The organism is Aureimonas jatrophae (assembly GCF_900104035.1).
Taxonomy (GTDB): Bacteria; Pseudomonadota; Alphaproteobacteria; order Rhizobiales; family Rhizobiaceae; genus Aureimonas; species Aureimonas jatrophae.
Window position 1 is genome coordinate 59,846 of the sequence record NZ_FNIT01000005.1, and the last position, 16,137, is coordinate 75,982.

Sequence of the window (16,137 nt, forward strand, 5' to 3'; positions counted from 1 at the left end):
CGTCGGGTCAACCGATCCGGGCGATCCTGTGCGACCGGGCCCGCGTGAGGTCGAGGCCGAAGCTCTGGCGCAACTTCACGGCGATGACCTTGGCATACTCGGTTGCCAGCAGCCGCAGGCCCAGCCGGCTCGGCCAGCCGTCGCTGCGCCAGAGCTTGTCGGGCGAGACCGGATAGGGAACGACGTCCGGCGCGTTCTCGATGTCGGCCAGCTCCAGCAGCGAGCGCGGCACATGGTAGTCGCTGGTGACGAGGAAGAGGCGCGTGAAGCCGTGCTCGTGCGCCCAGCGGGCCGTCATCTCGGCGTTGCCGATCGTGTTCAGCGCCTCGTAGTCGAGATCGACGCAGCAGTCGAACAGCTTGCGATCCTCGCCGGTGGTGCGGGCCAGCGCCGCCGCGCTGGTATCGCGGTTGACGCCGGACACGAGCAGCCGCCGGCCATGGCCCTCCCGCAGCAATCGCAGGCCCTGGGCGAGCCGCTGCTCGCCGCCAGTCAGGACGACGATGCCGTCGGCCTCGCCCGCCACGGGCGGCGTCGACAAGAGGGCGACGTCCCGCGCGAACCGAATGAAGCCGCCCGCCAGATAGGCGCCGCCCGCCAGCATCGCGAAGGCGAGCAGAAACGCCAGCGCGCGAAGGCCCCGCCGCGGCCGCGCGGTGGTCCGGGCCGGGCGTCGGATGCCGTGCGCCTCCCGTTCCGGTTCGCTGCGTTCCGTCATGACGGATGAATGTCCGAAGCGCGTTGGCGGTTCATCGCTCCACCGGCGAAAGCATGTCGATGGCTGCGAGTTGACGCGTCACGGTCCAGCGCGAGGTGACGGCGGTGAGGCCGCCGATCAGGACGATCAGGAACAGGACGCCGCCGTAGCCGGTCCAGCCGATCGCGAAGGAGCCGAACAGGGCGCTGATCTGGTCGGCCTCCGGCGTCGCCTGATTGGCCTGCGTCCAGCGGCCGATCAGAAGGAACACGAGCAGCGCCGCGACCCCGCCCGCCAGCGCGCCGAGAAGGCCGAGCCGCAGGAAGTGGCGCTGGAACTCGGCTGCTATGAACGTGCCGCGCGCACCGACGAAGTGCAGCACCTCGATGATGTGACGGTTGCCGCTCATGGCGCCCCGCGTCGCGAAGACCACGGTCAGGATCGTCGCCACCATGACGAGGGCGAGGATCGCAACCCCGATCAGGACGGTGGCATGCGCCATGGAAACGAGACGCGAGACCCAGGCGCGGTGATCGTCGAGGCTGGCCTGCGGCACGCTCGCGCGCACGGCGGCGGCGAGAGCGGTGAAGTCCGGCGGGCTGCTCTCGTCGATCGAGACGATCACGAGCCGCGGCACCGGCAGGTCGTCGAGGTCCAGACCGCTGCCGAGCCAGGGCTCGAGGAGCCGCGCCGTCGCGGCGTCGTCCAGCGTCTGCGCGCCGGTGACGCCCGGCGTCGCGCGTGCCAGCGCCTCGATACGGCCGAGCGCATCCGCCATGTCGAGGCCGTCGTCGGGGCGGATCTGGATCGTGACCTCGCGCGCGATCTGCGATTGCCAGTCGGCCGCGGTATCGGCGACCAGCGTAACGGCCCCGAGCGTCAGGCTGGCCAGAAAGGTCATGATCGCGATCACGGTCAAAAGCGCCCGGCCGGCGACATTGGCGGGCGGCACGATCGGCGTCGGACGCGCGCGGTGCTTGCCTGCGACGGCTGCGGGAGCGGCGGCGATCTCAGTCATAGATCTCGAGCCGGCCGTTACCGAGCACGAGGCGACGCGCCTCGACCTGGTCCATGAGAGCGAGATCGTGCGTGGCGATCACCACCGCCGTCCCGGTGCGGTTGAGCTCCATGAAAAGACGCAGAAGACGGCGTGCGAGGGGCGGGTCGACGTTGCCGGTCGGCTCGTCGGCAAGAAGAATGTCGGGCTGGTCGATCAGCGCGCGTGCGATCGCGGCGCGCTGCTTCTCGCCGCCCGACAGCACCACGGGCGAGGCATCCATGCGCTCGCCGAGTCCGACCCACTTGATGAGGTCGACCACATCGCGGCGATAGCTGTCCTCCTCGCGTCCGCGCACGCGCAACGGCAGCGCCACGTTCTCGTAGGTGGTCAGGTGGTCGAGCAGACGGAAGTCCTGGAACACGACGCCGATGCGCCGCCGGATCGCGGGAAGCTCGGTCCGCTTCAGGGTCGACGCATCGCGTCCGAGGATCGTGATCAGGCCGCGCGTCGGTTTGAGCGCGAGAAAGAGCATGCGCAGCAAGCTGGTCTTGCCGGCGCCCGAAGGTCCCGTAAGGAACTGGAAGGACTGGTTGCGGATCTCGAACGTCAGGTCGCGGAGGATCTCCGGTCCCATGTCGTAACGCAGACCCACATTCTCGAACCGGATCAATCCGTCATCGTCTCCTGAGGGCGGAACGCCCCGACGGGCAACACTCGCATGCCGCCCGCGCGAAGTTATGGCCGCCCGTCGCGTGCGCGAGCCTGGCGAGGCCGAGGTCAGGTTTGGTTAACCATACCGACCCTATGAAACGCCATCACCGTTTCAGGAGAATGTCCCGGATGGTTTCCAACGCACGGCGCGCCGCCCATTCCCACCGGCCGGTCCTGACGATCGAGGGCGAGGCGCGGCTGATCTCGCGCCGGCCGCTACCGCGGCGCGAGCCCTTCGTGCCCCCCTTCGAGACCGCGTCTGGCGGGACGCCGACACCCGAATGGGGCGCGGCAATCCATGCCGCCGAGCGGGCGGAGCGCGAGCGCCGCAGCCGGCGCCGGACGCAGCGATTGTGGACGGGTCTGGGTCTGCAAACCAGCGTGGCGGTCGGCGCCCTTGCGGCCCTTCTTTCGGTCGCCTCCCATTCCTCGCCGGTGGAAGCCTCCTACGATCCGATCACGGCGATCATCCAAGAGGACGCCCTGCGTTGATCGAAGTTCGCAAAAAGCAGATCGAGACGCTGTTCGACGAGCGGCAGATCGCGGCGGAGATCGACCGCATGGCGCGCGAGATCGCCGGGCGGCAGCCGGAAAACCTCCTCGTGGTCGCGGTTCTGAAAGGCTCCTTCGTCTTTGCCGCAGACCTTATCCGCGCGCTGCACCGCCATGGCATCGCCCCGGAGATGGAGTTCATCCAGCTCTCCTCCTACGGCTCCGGCACGACCGGCGGCGACGTGCGCATCGTGCGCGACCTCGACGGCGCGATTGCGGACCGCAAGGTCCTGATCGTCGACGACATCCTGGAGTCTGGCCGCACGCTCCTGTTCGCGCGCGACCTCATGCTGGCGCGTGGGGCGACCGGTGCCGAGATCGCGGTTCTCCTCGACAAGCACATGCGGCGCGAGGCGAAGATCGAGGCGGACTATGTCGGGTTCCGCTGCCCCGACCACTTCGTGGTCGGCTACGGCATGGACGTCGCCCATGCCTTTCGAGAGCTCCCCTTCGTCGGCCGGGTGATCTGACGTCATCGCTGTCGAACGCCCCTTCGAGCGCGCGACGACCGGCTGGAGCGTTCGGCGGGCAAAAGTCCCTAGACGCTCGGCGGTGCAGCGCCGGTCCCCAGCGTGTCGGATGGGGTTCGCCCCCAAGCGGCGCGGCGTTGCCCGACGCAGGAGGCACTGGGTCCGTCGACCTGCGTCGTTTAGGTCACATTCACCTTAAATCGTAAGGCTTCGCACAAGGATCGGCTTGCATACTCCGGACCAAGGCCCGGATTGTGCCCCCGCGCATCCCGGCCGGTTCGAGTGGGAGTGCATGCCATGGCCAGAATCCTGATCGCGGAAGACGACACGGGCATCCGCCTTCTCGTGTCCCGCGCTCTCCGCCAGGAGGGCCACGAGGTCATGGTCGCCGAGGACGGCGAGATGGCGATCGATGTGCTGGCCGAAGAGGCCGGTGCGTTCGACCTCGTGCTGTCCGACATCCGCATGCCCGGCATCACCGGCATCGAGCTCGCGCACGCGATCCACGCGACCTTCCCCGGCCTGCCAATCCTTCTGATGACCGGCTACGCCGAGCAGAAGGAAGCCGCCGAGGAGCTGTCGGCGATCGTCGTCGGCGTCGTCGAGAAGCCCTTCACGCTGGCCGATATCCGGCGGCGTGTCGCCGCCGCCCTTCCCGCACCGGAGCCGCTGCGCCGCTACGCCTGAGCGCGCCGCGCTACCATGAAGAGGCGGCGGAACGCCAGAAGCCGCCGCCCGTCGATGCGTGCGGGATACGCCCGCTCCATCGCCGCCGTGTAGCGCTCGAGAAACCGGTCGCGCTCGCGCTCGGGAAGCGGATCCACAAACGGCTTCAGTCCGGTCGAGCGGAACCAGCGCGTGATCGCGGCCGCGTCCTCCATCGGATGCTCGTAGATGGTCGTCCAGACATCGACCTCGGCGGCGTCCGGGCGCAGCAGATCGTAGTAGTCGGCACTCGAGCCGATCAGCTCGCGACCTTCCGCCTGTTCGGCCAGCGTCTCGGCGAAGGAAGGTTCGGCGGCGATCCGGCGCATCTCGGTCTGGCTCGGATCGGCGAGGTTGTCGGGAATTTGAGCCGCGAAGAGGCCGTTCGGCGCCACGAGGCGCAGGAGACGCGGGATCAGCGCATCGTGCCCGAGCACCCACTGGAGGCTCGCGTTGGCGTAGACGAGATCGAAAAGGCCATCGCCGGACAGTGATGCGATGTCGCCGCGCTCGAAGCGACATTGCGGCAGGCGCTCGCGCGCCGCCCGCAGCATCGCCTCCGACGTGTCGATGCCCAGGATGTCGGCGTCGGGGAAGCGTTCCGCGAGAAGCTCCGTCGAGTTGCCGGGGCCGCAGCCGAGATCGAGGATACGGGGCCGCGCCGGAGCCGGCGCCAACCGGCACCGCGCGAGAAGATCGCGCGCGGGCCGCGTGCGCTCGTCCTCGAAGCGCGTGTAGAGGTCTGGATTCCAGTCGGCGGCAATGGTCATGATGCAAGTCCCCTTCCCTCGGGAAGCGGGTCTAGACCGACCATCGCCCGCCCTCAAGGCGTCCGCAAAAGGCGCTCGAGGTAGTCGCGCTCCTGCTGAGGCGAGAGCTGGTGGCCGAGGCGGTCGCGGATCTGGTCGAGGATGCGGCGCGCGCGCTGGATGTCGATCTCGTCCGGCACGCCGACGTCCTGGCCGAAGTCCGGTCCTTGCGTCTGGCGCTGGCGACCGAGCGGGTCACGGCCCGAGCGCTGCTGCCCCGGTCCATAGCCCTGTCCCATCTGCGTGCCGCCGGGCTGCTGCCCCTGGCCCGGCTGCTGACCCTGGCCCTGCCCCTCGCCCATGGCCTGCTGCATCTGGCGCATCGCGTCCTGCGCGCCGCGGCGCAGCGCTTCCATCGCACGGCCCTGCTCGCCCACCGCGCCCTCGCTGTTGCCTTGGCCGATCTGCCCTTCCGCCTCGCCCATCGCCTCGCCGGCCTGGCCGAGATCCTGGCTCGGCTGCATGCCCTGGCCGCGCATGGCTTCCTGGAGCTGCTGCAGATCTTGCTGGAGCTGCTTCTGCTGTGCCTGCAGCTCCTGCATGCGACGCTGCATCTCCTCGGCCGTCATCGGAGCGGGGCTGCCCTCCTGACCCGGCTGGCCGTCCTGCGCTTCACCCTGCTCGCGCCCCTCGTCGGTCTGCATGTCGCGCTGCATCTGCTGGCGGCCAAGCTCGAAGGTCTGATCCATCAGCTGCTGCTGGCGCTGGAGCATCTCGCCGAGCTGGTTCATCTGCTGCTGCATCGGGCTCTGGTTCTGGGCGCCCTGTTGCTGCTGCTGGCCGGGCCGCATGGCCTGGAGGTTGTTCATCATGTCCTGCAGCTCGGCCAGGAGCTGCTGGGCCGCCTCGCGTGAGCCGGAGCGGGCCAGATCCTCGATCTGATCCATCATCCGGTCGAGATCCTGCGGGCGGATCTCCTGTGCCTCGCCCATCTGCGACGGGTCCTGCGGCGGCATGTTGCGCATGGCCTCGGCCATGGCCTGCATGACCTCGCGCATCGCCTCTCGCAGTTCCTGCATCGCGGCCGCGATCTCCTGCTCGCTCGCGCCGTTCTCCAGCGCCTCCGACAGGCGCTCCTGCGCGTCGCGCAGGCGCCGCTGCGAGTCGGCCATGTCGCCGTCCTCGATGCCGACCGCGATCTGCCACAGAAAATCCACGGCCGAGCGCAGCGTGTCGTCGTCGCCTGCGCCCGCAATTCGCTCTCGCGCCGCGCGCAGGGCCAGATAGTCGGCCGGATTGCGGATGAACTCGTCGCCGCGCAGCGTCACCGCGTCCAGCATCTCGACGACGTGCGGGGCCCGGTTCGCGTCGAGCGCGAGGATGCGACGCTGCTCCGCGACGGCACGGGCCAGCGGATCCGAGAAGCGGCGAGCCGGAAGAACCGTTTCGAGCGGTATCGACTCGCCGATCTGGCCCGCATCGTCGCGAACCTTGAGCGTCAGCGCGACCCGTGCTCCGGCATAGGGACTGTCGGTCACGTCGATCACCGTCCGCCCCTTGGCTTCGCCCTTGGTGCGACGGGGCATGGACAAGGCGATCTCGGGCGGGGCGACGAGCGGCCGGGCACCTGGCGCGACATCCTCGCGCAGCGCCAGTACGCCCTCGCCGCCAGCGGCGCCGTAGTCGTCCGTGACGATGAAGGGGATCTGGAGCGCGCCGTTGCGAGCAACCTGCGGCTCGCCGTCCAGGCGGATTTGCGGCGGCGTGTCGGGCAGAACCGCGAAACGGAACGCGCCGAGCGAACGCAACGCGGTCTCGACCGTGACGGCGCCGGACGCGGGCAGTGCGAACTCGTAGGCGCCGCTCGCGACCGGAGCCTCGCCTCCCGCCGCGGCCTGCCCGTCGTTTGCGCTCGCGTTCGGTGCGGTCGGCGCGATGGCCAGCGCTTCGCCGCCGTCCGGCTGGAAGCGCACGTTGGTCCCGGTCGGATCCGAAAGGCGCACCGAGACGACGGTGCCTTGCGGCACCTCGATCACCCCGTCCGGTGCGAGCATTCCGTCGGTCCCGGTCAGGAAGATCGGTGCGCGCCCCGTGTAGCCGGGCGGCGTCGCCCAGGCATCGAGCCGCGCGCCGACGATCAGTTCGGCCTCGACCGGACGGAACGCGTCGCCCAGGCGCCCGCCGCCGGGCCCAAAGGAGTAAGCAAAGCTCGTTGCCAGAAGAAGGACACCGATCGTGCGCAGCGCGTAAGGGTCGAGCCGCTCGGTTCCCGTGCGCAGGGCACCGCCACGAAGGCCCCGTAGACGCTCGGCCATGCGAGCCTGATGCTCGCGCCAGAGCGCGGCCGCGAACGGGTCGTCGCCACTCAGCCGGTCGCTTTGCGCCTGCAGGGGTTGATGCGACAGCGACGTCGCGGTTTCGATACGCGCTTCGATCTCGGCACGGGTCGGGACCCGAAAGCGCCGCAACGGTATCAGTGCGACCAGCGCCGCGAGCCCCAGCAGCGTAACGAGGCCGATCCGCGGCCAGTCGGCCAGCGCCGCGAACGCACCGAACCAGGACAACGCCGCGTAGACGGCGGCCACGGCCGCCAGCGCGAGAACCGTCGGCCACACGCGCTCCAGCACGAGACCGGCGCCCGCCTGGAGGCGAACGCGCGCGGTTGCCGGCACCGGCCGCGCCGCGTTGCCCGGTCGCGGCTCGGGCGCCGCGGGCCAGATGGAATCCGCCATGAGCGCCCTGTCCTCGAATCGCAGCCGGGAAAGACGGCCGCCGCATGCCGGTCGTGCCGGCGCTGATCGAGGGAAAAGACTAACAGGTTTTAAGGCGAAGGCGAGGCGATGCCGAAGCCGTGACCATGCATCGCGGTTCAAAGCCAGTCGGGTAGGCGATCCATGCCGATCAACGCCTCGGGCGTTTGCCGCGGGCGCACCACGGCCCATTCACCGTCCCGCACCAGCACCTCGGGCACGAGCGCGCGCGTGTTGTAGGTGCCGGACTGAACCGCACCGTAGGCGCCGGCGGTCATCACCGCCAGAAGGTCGCCCTCCGCGACCGCCGGCAGGGCGCGCTCCTTGGCCAGGAAGTCGCCGGTCTCGCACACGGGGCCCACCACGTCGGCGACAAGACGTTCGGCGCCCGGCTCCGCCTGCCGGACCGGACGGATATCGTGGAACGCGTCATAGAGGGTCGGGCGGATGAGGTCGTTCATCGCGGCATCGACGATCACGAAGCGATGACCCGCCTCCTCCTTCACGTATTCGACGCGGGTGACGAGGATGCCGGCATTGGCGACGATGAGCCGGCCCGGCTCGAAGACGACGCGCACGCCGAGGTTCCGCACGTGTCGCTTCACCGTCTCGGCGTAGGCGGCGGGCTCGGGCGGCGGGTCGTTGTCGAAGCGGTAGGGCACGCCGAGGCCGCCGCCGAGGTCGACGTGACCGATGGCGTGGCCGCGCTCGCGAAGGCGCCCGACGAGAGCCGCGAGCTTGGCGAAGGCGAGGTCGAAAGGCTGAAGCTCGGTGATCTGCGAGCCAATATGCATGTCGATGCCGCTCACGGCGAGCCCCGGCAGCGTCGCGGCGAGGTCGTAGACCTCTTCGGCCCGCTCGAAGCTGATACCGAACTTGTCGCCGCGCTTGCCGGTCGAGATCTTCGCGTGGGTCAGCGCGTCGACGTCGGGGTTGATGCGCAGCGAGACTTGGGCGGCTCGACCGAGTGCGACGGCGCGCGCCGACAGACGCCGCAGCTCCGGCTCCGACTCGACGTTGAAGCAGAAGATGCCGGCCTGGAGCGCCTGGTCCATCTCGCCCGCGCTCTTGCCGACCCCCGAGAACATGATGCGGTCCGGCCGGATGCCCGCGGCCAGCGCCCGCGCCAGCTCGCCGCCCGACACGACGTCGGCGCCCGAGCCGAGATCGGCGAGCGTCTTGAGGACGGCCTGGTTCGAGTTGGCCTTCAGCGCATAGCAGACCAGCGCGTCGATATCGGCGAAAGCCTCCGCGAAGACGCGGTAGTGTCGCGTCAGGGTCGCCGAGGAGTAGCAATAAAAGGGCGTGCCGACCTCTGCCGCCAACTCGGGCAGCGCGACGTCCTCGGCGTGCATCACGCCGTCCCGGTACTGGAAGTGGTTCATCGCCGGACGCTCGTTGCGATCAGTTCAGAAGACCGTCGAGCGGAAAGCGCTTCTTCTCGGCGTTGGGGTTGCGGGTGATCTCGGTCGGCAGGACCGACAGGTCCGAGGTTACCGGCGCGACGCGCGGCAGGCGTGCCGTACCGTCGGCGGCGGGCACCACGACGCGCGCGGGCGTGCCGTCGGCCCGCGTCGCGACCGGCACGGTCTTGCGCCCGCATCCGGCCAGCGCCGCCACGCAGACGAGGATCACGACGGGGGTGGAAAGGGTTCGAAGGCGCCGCACGTCGTTTCACGTCCTTGAATGGTCACCCCGGCCTGGCACCGGGGTGATTCCTGCTTAGCCGGTCCCGCCGGCGAAATCACCCCTCGGCGCCGAGCCGCTCGCGCCAGAAACGAACCTGCCCGCGCACGTTGTCGGGGGCCGTGCCGCCGAACGAGGTGCGGGACCGCACCGAGGCGTCCACCGAGAGGACGCCGTAGACCGCCTCCCCGATGCGCGCGTCGAGCTCCCGCAGAGCCTCCAGCGGCAGGTCCTCCAGCGCGGTGCGCCGTTCCTCCGCCATGGCGACGGCCCGGCCCGTCACATGGTGGGCCTCGCGGAACGGCAGGCCGAGTTCGCGCACCAGCCAGTCGGCGAGATCCGTGGCGGTCGAGAAGCCCGCGCCGGCGGCCGCCCGCATCTTCGCCGCGTTGACCTGGAGGTCGCGCACCATGCCGGTCATGGCCGAGAGCGCGAGGGCGAGGTTGTCGATCGCGTCGAAGACCTGCTCCTTGTCCTCCTGCATGTCCTTGGAATAGCTGAGCGGCAGGCCCTTCATCACGGTCAGCAACGCGACCAGCGAGCCGTTGATGCGGCCGGTCTTGGCGCGCACGAGCTCGGCCGCGTCCGGGTTCTTCTTCTGCGGCATGATCGAGGAGCCGGTGGAGAAGGCGTCCGACAGGCGCACGAAGTCGAACTGCGGCGTCGACCAGATCACGATCTCTTCGGCCAGGCGCGAGAGGTGGGTCGCCGTGATGGCGGCGACCGACAGGAACTCGATCGCATAGTCGCGGTCCGACACCGAATCCAGCGAGTTGCGCGTCGGCCCGGCAAAGCCGAGTGCCTCGGCCACCTGATGCCGATCGATCGGGAAGCCCGTGCCGGCAAGGGCCGCAGCGCCGAGCGGCGATTCGTTCATGCGCCGGCGCGCGTCCTGCGCGCGGCTGCGGTCGCGCGCCGCCATCTCGACATAGGCGAGGCAGTGGTGGCCGAAGGTCACGGGCTGCGCCGCCTGAAGGTGGGTGAAGCCGGGCATCACGGTATCGGCATGCTCCTCGGCCCGCGCGAGCAGCGCGTCCTGGAAGGCCCGCAACGCCCGGTCAAGATCGTCGAAGGCCGAGCGCACGTGAAGGCGGAAGTCCAGCGCGACCTGGTCGTTGCGCGAGCGTGCCGTGTGGAGACGACCAGCCGCCGGGCCGATCAGTTCGGCGAGCCGCGCTTCGACGTTCATGTGGATGTCCTCGCGCTGGCGCGAAAACGTGAACGTACCGCCCTCGATCTCGGCGAGGATCGCCTCCAGGCCTCGCCTGATTTCCGCCGCGTCCTCCTGCGAAACGACGCCCCGGTCGGCGAGCATCGCGACATGAGCGGTCGACCCGGCGATGTCCTCGCGGTAGAGGCGCTTGTCGAAGTCGATCGAGGCGTTGATCGCTTCCATGATCGCATCCGGACCCGACGCGAAGCGACCGCCCCACATCTCGTTGCTCTGCTTTCCCATGAAAGGCCCTTCCGCTCGATGATCGACCCCGACGCCCCGCCGCCCGAAACGCCCCGCCGCCGACACCTCGGCGCCGTGCTCGGTCTGGCTCTTCTGGCGGGCGCGGCCGTTGGCGCGCTTGGCCTATACGTCGCACGAGGGAGCGCTGGCAACGAAGTGGCAGGCGCCTGCCCGGCCAAGGCCGCGCTTTCCGCCGCCCTCGACGCCGCTGCGCAAGGCGAGGTCGCCGCCATGCGCCCGCTGGACACCCCGTTCGACCTGACGCCGGTCGCCTTCCAGCACGACGGCCAACCCACGACGCTGGGCGCGCTGCGCGGGCAGGCGCTGCTCCTCAACATCTGGGCGACCTGGTGCGCGCCCTGCCGCGCCGAGATGCCCGAACTCGATGAGTTGGAGCGCGAAGCGGGCGACGAGAGCTTCGCCGTGGTGCCGGTCAACGTCGACCTCGGCGACGACGCCAAGCCGCGTGCTTTCTACGCCGAAACGGGCCTAAAGAGCCTGCCCTACATGCGCGACGAGACCATGGGCATCTTCAACACTCTGAATGGCCAGGGTGTCGCCTTCGGCCTGCCGGTCACGCTTCTCGTGGACGCGGAAGGCTGTGCGCGCGCCGCGATGAACGGTCCCGCCGCCTGGGCGAGCCCGGATGCGATCCGCCTGATCGACGCCCTGAAGAGCGACGCGACGGCGGTACCCGCCAGCTAGCTAGCGCGTGGGCTTCGGCGGATCGACGCGGTAGTCGTAGAAGCCGCGGCCCGTCTTTCGGCCGAGCCAGCCGGCCTCGACATACTTCACGAGGAGCGGGCACGGGCGATACTTGGAATCGGCCAACCCGTCGTGCAGCACCTGCATGATGGCGAGGCACGTATCCAGCCCGATGAAGTCGGCCAGCTGAAACGGGCCCATGGGGTGGTTCGCGCCAAGGCGCATCGAGGCGTCGATGCTCTCGATCGTGCCGACGCCCTCGTGCAGCGTGTAGATCGCCTCGTTGATCATCGGAACGAGCACGCGATTGACGATGAAGCCGGGGAAGTCCTCGGAAACGGTCAGCGTCTTGCCGAGGCCGGCCGCGAAGCTCTTGGCGGTCTCGAAGACGTCGTCGTCGGTCGCGATGCCGCGCACCAGCTCGACGAGCTTCATGACCGGTACCGGGTTCATGAAGTGGATGCCCAGGAAGCGCTCGGGCCGGTCGGTGCCGCTGGCAAGCCGCGTGATCGAGATCGACGAGGTGTTGGTGGCCAGGATCGCATCGGGCCGCAGGACGGGACAGACCTGCTGGAAGATGCGCCGCTTCACATCCTCGCGCTCGGTCGCCGCCTCGATCACCAGATCGGCCTCGGCGAGCGCGCCGACGCCGTCCGCCGCCACGAGACGCGAGAGCGCCGCCTCGCGGGCACTTGCCTCCATCTTGCCGTTCGCCACCTGTCGGGCCAGCTGCGCGCCGATCTTGTCGATCCCCTGGCGCGCCATCTCGAGGCTTACGTCGTAGACCACGACGCGATGCCCGGTGACGGCCGCCACCTGGGCGATGCCCGCTCCCATCTGTCCGGCGCCGACGACGCCGAGGGTCTCGATTCGGGAGGGAACTGGCATGGCGTCCTCAGAGCTTGGAGGTCAGTTCCGGAACGATCGTGAAGACGTCGCCGACGAGCGCATAGTCGGCCACCTGCAAGATCGGCGCGTCGGCATCCTTGTTGATGGCGACGATGACCTTACTGTCCTTCATGCCGGCCAGATGCTGGATCGCGCCGGAGATGCCGCAGGCGACATAGAGGTCGGGCGCCACGACCTTGCCGGTCTGCCCGACCTGCCAGTCGTTGGGCGCGTAGCCCGCATCCACCGCCGCGCGGCTTGCTCCGACCGCGGCGCCGAGCTTGTCGGCGAGTGGCAGCATCAGCTCGTCGAACTTCTCCTTGGAGCCGAGCGCGCGCCCGCCGGAGACGACGATCTTGGCTCCCGACAATTCGGGCCGTTCGGAATGGGCGACCTCCTCCGAGACGAATCGCGATACGGCAGGATCGTCGGCACCCGAGGTCTCCTCGACGGGAGCGGCGGACGCGCCCTCCCCGGCAGCGGCGAAGGCGGAGGTGCGGATCGTCAAGACCTTCACCTTGTCGGTCGAGCGCACGCGCTCCACCGCGTTGCCGGCGTAGATCGGGCGCTCGAACGTGTCGGGGGCGATCACGGCCGAGACATCGGAGACCTGCATGACGTCGAGCAGCGCCGCCGCACGCGGCAGGGCATTCTTGATCGACGCCGTGGCCGGCCCGACGATTGCCACGTAGGCCGGCGCAAGCTGCACGACGAGCGCCGCCAGCGGCTCGGCCAGGTGGTAGGCGTAGGAGCCGCCCTCCGCCTTGAGGACCTTCGAGACGCCATCGAGCTTTGCGGCCTGTTGGGCCACGGCGGACGCGCCCTCGCCCGCCACGAGGACATGGACGTCGCCGCCGAGCGACTTCGCGGCGGTCAGGGCCTTCGCGGTCTCGCCGGACAGGGTCTTGTTGTCGTGCTCGGCGATCAGAAGCGTGGTCATGGATCCGGTTCCCTTCTATCCGATCAGACGAGCCCGGCGCCCTTGAGCGCCGAAACGAGTTCGTCCACCGAGCCGACCTTGATGCCGGCCTGCCGGCTCTTGGGCTCGGTGACGCTGAGGACCTCGAGGCGCGGCTTCGTGTCGACGCCGTAGTCGGCCGCCGATTTCTCTTCGAGCGGCTTCTTCTTGGCCTTCATGATGTTGGGCAACGACGCATAGCGCGGCTCGTTGAGCCGAAGGTCGGTGGTGACGATCGCCGGCAGCTTCAGCGACAGCGTCTGGAGGCCGCCGTCGACCTCGCGCGTCACGCTCGCCTCGCCGTTCGCCAGCTCCAGCTTCGAGGCGAACGTGCCCTGCGCCCAGCCGAGCAGACCGGCAAGCATCTGGCCGGTCTGGTTCGCGTCGTCGTCGATCGCTTGCTTGCCGAGAATCACGAGATCGGGCGCCTCGGCTTCCACGACCCCCTTGAGAATCTTGGCCACGGCCAGCGGCTCGACCGGACCTTCGGCCTTCACGAGGATGCCGCGGTCGGCCCCCATGGCGAGCGCGGTGCGAATCGTCTCCTGCGCCTGGGCGACGCCGATCGACACCGCGACGATCTCGTCGACGCCGCCCTTTTCCTTGAGGCGGACGGCCTCCTCGACGGCGATCTCGTCGAACGGGTTCATCGACATCTTCACGTTGGCGAGGTCGACGCCCGTCCCGTCTCCCTTCACGCGGACGCGAACGTTGTAGTCCACCACGCGCTTCACGCAGACGAGGATCTTCATGGGCGAGGTGTCCTTCTCCACTGGCAGCATCGCGCCCCGGCGGCACAGCCGCGGGGCCGGGCATGATTAGGGGCGGCGCTCCGGCGCTTCAAGGCGGCGACGTTGCGCAATCTTGACACCAACGTAGCCAACATTGACGTTTACGTCAAAGTCAGAACGGTTCAACGGTTGGCGCCAGGGACCCACAGCACGTCACCCTCGCCGCGCCGGTTGGCCTGGCGCGCCATCACGAAGAGGAGGTCCGACAAGCGGTTCACGTAGCGCAGCGCCGGCTGCGAGATGCGCTCGCCCGGCTGGCGCGACACCGCCACCATCACCCGTTCGGCGCGACGTGCGACGGTCCGCGCCAGATGAAGGTGAGCCGACAAGGCGGTGCCTGCGGGCAGCACGAAGGAGCGCAGCGGCTCGAGTTCCGCATTCACGTCGTCGATCGCGCGCTCCAGCGCGTCGACCTGCGCGTCCACCACCGCAAGACGTTGGAAAAGCAGCGGCTCGTCGGACTCGGGCGTTGCGAGGTCGGCGCCGAGGTCGAAGAGATCGTTCTGAACGCGCGACAGGAGCCGGTCGGTCTCGCCCTCGGCATGAAGACGCGCCATGCCGAGCGTGGCATTCAACTCGTCAACCGTGCCGACCGCTTCCATGCGCAGGTCCGACTTCAGGCGCCGTTCGCCGGTCGCCAGGCCCGTCGTGCCGTCGTCGCCCGTGCGCGTGTAGATCTTGTTCAGCCGAACCATGCCCTGCCCTCGAAGCCTCGGCGGGACAACTAGGGCGTCGCGGCGGGTCGGCAGCTTGGGGGAGAGAAGATGCCTGTGGAGGATGCCCTCGTGCAGGACGCCTCAGGACCCGCGCGCGAACCAGATCGCCCCGACAATCACGGCGACCGCGATCGCCTGGAGCATGACGCGCGCGCGCATGAGCTTCTGCGACGTGTTGCCCGGTCCTCCCCGCATCATGTTGCCGAGCCCCATCACGAGCACCACCGCGACGGCGGCCATGAAGATGAGGGCGAGGATGGTGAAGACGATGGACATCGCGAATCTTCCGAAAATCTCTTGAGAAGCGAGCCTGATATAGGGATCACGCAAGCGTCATGCGAGCGGACGGGCCGCCGCAGGGGACCGCGCGCCGACGGTCGCCGTCGCCGCCGCCGTACCGCCCGCCGCCAGCGCCATTCCGAGGATCTGGACGCCGTTCAACGCCTCGCCGAACAGAAGATAGGCCATCACCGCGGTGACGCCGGGTACGAGATACATGAGCGAGGCGACGCGCGAGACCGCGCCCCGCTCGATCATCAGGAGCAGCAGGAAGACCGCGCCGATCGACAGAACGAGCGTCAGCCACAGAAGCGCGAACACGAGTTCGCCGGTCCAATCGACCCGCATCGTTTCGGTGAGGAACGCGACCGCCAGCGTCGGCACGAGCGCGCCGACATACTGCGCGGCGGTCCCGATCCGCAGGTCCAGCCCGCGCACGAAACGCTTCTGCCAGACGGTCCCCGCCGCGATCGCCAGGACCGCGACACCGGCGGGAAGCAGCGTTCCCGCATTCACGGCCGAACCCGTGCCGAGCTTGGGCGAGACCACGAGCGCAACCCCGAGGAAGCCGACCGCCAATCCCAACCCGTGACGGTAGGACATCCGCTCGCCCAGCATCGGGCCTGCCAGAACGGCGGTGACGAGCGGCTGCAGGCCGGCGGCCAGCGCGACGATGCCGGCCGGCAGGCCGTGCCGGACCGCGTAGAAGACGCCGCCGAGATAGACCCCGTGAATCAGGCTGCCGGCAAAGGCGGCATGCGCGAGCGCCCGTCCGCGCGGCCGAGCGCGGCGGAACGGACCGATCGCAAGGAGAGCCAGGACGAGCAGCGCCAGCGCGTAGCGCATCGACAGGAAGGTGAACGGCTCGGCATGGGGCATCGCGTAGCGCGCGCCGACGAAGCCGGTCGCCCACAGCAGAACGAACAGCGCGGGCGCCAGCGGCAGGAAACGGGCCATGCGAGAATTCCCGGCCAGGGGCGCCACCCGTTCGGGCCGGCGCGATACGCCGCTGGCGTTAACAGGA

The 16,137-nt window shown here is 69.3% G+C and carries 18 protein-coding genes; 4 read left to right on the forward strand and 14 right to left on the reverse strand.

The features are described from left to right. Window positions 1-7: 7 nt before the first annotated feature. From BLQ76_RS12080 to ftsE, 3 genes are read right to left on the reverse strand one after another with little or no spacing between them, the layout of a single operon-like run. Complete coding sequence (locus tag BLQ76_RS12080; RefSeq protein WP_244519594.1) at window positions 8-718, reverse strand: YdcF family protein; 711 nt, start codon at window positions 716-718, stop codon at window positions 8-10. A 31-nt stretch (window positions 719-749) separates the two neighbouring features. Continuing rightward, window positions 750-1,715, reverse strand: a complete 966-nt coding sequence (locus BLQ76_RS12085; protein ID WP_090673491.1) for a cell division protein FtsX — start codon at window positions 1,713-1,715, stop codon at window positions 750-752. After that, entirely contained in the window at window positions 1,708-2,367 is a 660-nt protein-coding gene (gene ftsE, locus BLQ76_RS12090) for a cell division ATP-binding protein FtsE (protein WP_090673494.1), read from the reverse strand. The genes BLQ76_RS12085 and ftsE overlap by 8 nt, the downstream gene beginning before the upstream one ends. Before the next feature lie 170 nt (window positions 2,368-2,537). On the opposite strand from ftsE, the gene BLQ76_RS12095 reads away from it, so the two are divergent. The 3 genes from BLQ76_RS12095 to BLQ76_RS12105 all read left to right on the forward strand — a co-directional run bounded on the left by BLQ76_RS12095 (window position 2,538) and on the right by BLQ76_RS12105 (window position 4,117). Next, window positions 2,538-2,900: a hypothetical protein gene (locus BLQ76_RS12095; protein ID WP_090673497.1), complete on the forward strand. Its 363-nt coding sequence runs from the start codon at window positions 2,538-2,540 to the stop codon at window positions 2,898-2,900. Next, window positions 2,897-3,430: a hypoxanthine phosphoribosyltransferase gene (gene hpt, locus BLQ76_RS12100; protein ID WP_090673500.1), complete on the forward strand. Its 534-nt coding sequence runs from the start codon at window positions 2,897-2,899 to the stop codon at window positions 3,428-3,430. Before BLQ76_RS12095 ends, hpt begins: the two co-directional genes overlap by 4 nt. 297 nt (window positions 3,431-3,727) lie before the next feature. After that, window positions 3,728-4,117 carry a response regulator gene (locus tag BLQ76_RS12105; protein ID WP_090673503.1) on the forward strand — a complete coding sequence of 130 codons (390 nt, stop codon included), beginning with the start codon at window positions 3,728-3,730 and terminating at the stop codon, window positions 4,115-4,117. On the opposite strand, the gene tam is transcribed toward BLQ76_RS12105, so the two are convergent. The 5 genes from tam to argH all read right to left on the reverse strand — a co-directional run bounded on the left by tam (window position 4,108) and on the right by argH (window position 10,776). After that, the gene (gene tam / locus BLQ76_RS12110) at window positions 4,108-4,905 is read right to left on the reverse strand and encodes a trans-aconitate 2-methyltransferase (RefSeq protein WP_090673505.1); all 798 of its coding nucleotides are present in this window, start codon (window positions 4,903-4,905) and stop codon (window positions 4,108-4,110) included. The two genes, BLQ76_RS12105 and tam, sit on opposite strands and share 10 nt — an antisense overlap. Window positions 4,906-4,958: 53 nt before the next feature. After that, window positions 4,959-7,616, reverse strand: coding sequence for a TIGR02302 family protein (locus tag BLQ76_RS12115; RefSeq protein WP_090673508.1), 2,658 nt, complete (start codon window positions 7,614-7,616; stop codon window positions 4,959-4,961). A gap of 137 nt (window positions 7,617-7,753) precedes the next feature. Continuing rightward, window positions 7,754-9,019 (reverse strand): diaminopimelate decarboxylase, encoded by a 1,266-nt coding sequence (lysA, locus tag BLQ76_RS12120; RefSeq protein ID WP_090673511.1) that lies wholly within the window; start codon window positions 9,017-9,019, stop codon window positions 7,754-7,756. A 19-nt stretch (window positions 9,020-9,038) separates the two neighbouring features. Then, window positions 9,039-9,302, reverse strand: a complete 264-nt coding sequence (locus BLQ76_RS12125) for a hypothetical protein (protein WP_139184002.1) — start codon at window positions 9,300-9,302, stop codon at window positions 9,039-9,041. Between the two features lie 76 nt (window positions 9,303-9,378). Beyond that, on the reverse strand, window positions 9,379-10,776 hold the full coding sequence (gene argH, locus BLQ76_RS12130; protein ID WP_090673516.1) for an argininosuccinate lyase: 1,398 nt from the start codon (window positions 10,774-10,776) through the stop codon (window positions 9,379-9,381). 18 nt (window positions 10,777-10,794) lie between these two features. Between argH and tlpA the strand changes: the two genes are divergently transcribed. Next, window positions 10,795-11,481 (forward strand): thiol:disulfide interchange protein TlpA, encoded by a 687-nt coding sequence (tlpA, locus tag BLQ76_RS12135; RefSeq protein WP_090673519.1) that lies wholly within the window; start codon window positions 10,795-10,797, stop codon window positions 11,479-11,481. Here the strand turns inward: tlpA and BLQ76_RS12140 are convergent, their stop codons facing one another. From BLQ76_RS12140 to BLQ76_RS12165, 6 genes are all read right to left on the reverse strand, one after another. Next, window positions 11,482-12,369: a 3-hydroxybutyryl-CoA dehydrogenase gene (locus BLQ76_RS12140; RefSeq protein ID WP_090673522.1), complete on the reverse strand. Its 888-nt coding sequence runs from the start codon at window positions 12,367-12,369 to the stop codon at window positions 11,482-11,484. A 7-nt stretch (window positions 12,370-12,376) separates the two neighbouring features. Beyond that, on the reverse strand, window positions 12,377-13,309 hold the full coding sequence (locus tag BLQ76_RS12145) for an electron transfer flavoprotein subunit alpha/FixB family protein (RefSeq protein WP_090673524.1): 933 nt from the start codon (window positions 13,307-13,309) through the stop codon (window positions 12,377-12,379). A 23-nt stretch (window positions 13,310-13,332) separates the two neighbouring features. Then, on the reverse strand, window positions 13,333-14,079 hold the full coding sequence (locus tag BLQ76_RS12150) for an electron transfer flavoprotein subunit beta/FixA family protein (RefSeq protein WP_090674098.1): 747 nt from the start codon (window positions 14,077-14,079) through the stop codon (window positions 13,333-13,335). Between the two features lie 161 nt (window positions 14,080-14,240). Further along, window positions 14,241-14,813 (reverse strand): cob(I)yrinic acid a,c-diamide adenosyltransferase, encoded by a 573-nt coding sequence (locus BLQ76_RS12155; RefSeq protein ID WP_090673527.1) that lies wholly within the window; start codon window positions 14,811-14,813, stop codon window positions 14,241-14,243. Between the two features lie 102 nt (window positions 14,814-14,915). After that, window positions 14,916-15,110 carry a twin transmembrane helix small protein gene (locus tag BLQ76_RS12160; RefSeq protein ID WP_090673530.1) on the reverse strand — a complete coding sequence of 65 codons (195 nt, stop codon included), beginning with the start codon at window positions 15,108-15,110 and terminating at the stop codon, window positions 14,916-14,918. A gap of 57 nt (window positions 15,111-15,167) precedes the next feature. Next, a complete protein-coding gene (locus BLQ76_RS12165) occupies window positions 15,168-16,070 on the reverse strand; it encodes a DMT family transporter (RefSeq protein ID WP_090673533.1) in 903 nt (300 codons plus the stop codon). Window positions 16,071-16,137 lie beyond the last annotated feature (67 nt).

What these genes read in the sequence shown, in the direction of transcription:
- BLQ76_RS12080 (WP_244519594.1), bottom strand. Translation starts at nt 718, where the DNA reads ATGACGGAACGCAGCGAACCGGAACGGGAGGCGCACGGCATCCGACGC.
- BLQ76_RS12085 (WP_090673491.1), bottom strand. Translation starts at nt 1,715, where the DNA reads ATGACTGAGATCGCCGCCGCTCCCGCAGCCGTCGCAGGCAAGCACCGC.
- BLQ76_RS12095 (WP_090673497.1), top strand. Translation starts at nt 2,538, where the DNA reads ATGGTTTCCAACGCACGGCGCGCCGCCCATTCCCACCGGCCGGTCCTG.
- BLQ76_RS12105 (WP_090673503.1), top strand. Translation starts at nt 3,728, where the DNA reads ATGGCCAGAATCCTGATCGCGGAAGACGACACGGGCATCCGCCTTCTC.
- tam (WP_090673505.1), bottom strand. Translation starts at nt 4,905, where the DNA reads ATGACCATTGCCGCCGACTGGAATCCAGACCTCTACACGCGCTTCGAG.
- BLQ76_RS12115 (WP_090673508.1), bottom strand. Translation starts at nt 7,616, where the DNA reads ATGGCGGATTCCATCTGGCCCGCGGCGCCCGAGCCGCGACCGGGCAAC.
- lysA (WP_090673511.1), bottom strand. Translation starts at nt 9,019, where the DNA reads ATGAACCACTTCCAGTACCGGGACGGCGTGATGCACGCCGAGGACGTC.
- argH (WP_090673516.1), bottom strand. Translation starts at nt 10,776, where the DNA reads ATGGGAAAGCAGAGCAACGAGATGTGGGGCGGTCGCTTCGCGTCGGGT.
- tlpA (WP_090673519.1), top strand. Translation starts at nt 10,795, where the DNA reads ATGATCGACCCCGACGCCCCGCCGCCCGAAACGCCCCGCCGCCGACAC.
- BLQ76_RS12140 (WP_090673522.1), bottom strand. Translation starts at nt 12,369, where the DNA reads ATGCCAGTTCCCTCCCGAATCGAGACCCTCGGCGTCGTCGGCGCCGGA.
- BLQ76_RS12145 (WP_090673524.1), bottom strand. Translation starts at nt 13,309, where the DNA reads ATGACCACGCTTCTGATCGCCGAGCACGACAACAAGACCCTGTCCGGC.
- BLQ76_RS12150 (WP_090674098.1), bottom strand. Translation starts at nt 14,079, where the DNA reads ATGAAGATCCTCGTCTGCGTGAAGCGCGTGGTGGACTACAACGTTCGC.
- BLQ76_RS12155 (WP_090673527.1), bottom strand. Translation starts at nt 14,813, where the DNA reads ATGGTTCGGCTGAACAAGATCTACACGCGCACGGGCGACGACGGCACG.
- BLQ76_RS12160 (WP_090673530.1), bottom strand. Translation starts at nt 15,110, where the DNA reads ATGTCCATCGTCTTCACCATCCTCGCCCTCATCTTCATGGCCGCCGTC.
- BLQ76_RS12165 (WP_090673533.1), bottom strand. Translation starts at nt 16,070, where the DNA reads ATGGCCCGTTTCCTGCCGCTGGCGCCCGCGCTGTTCGTTCTGCTGTGG.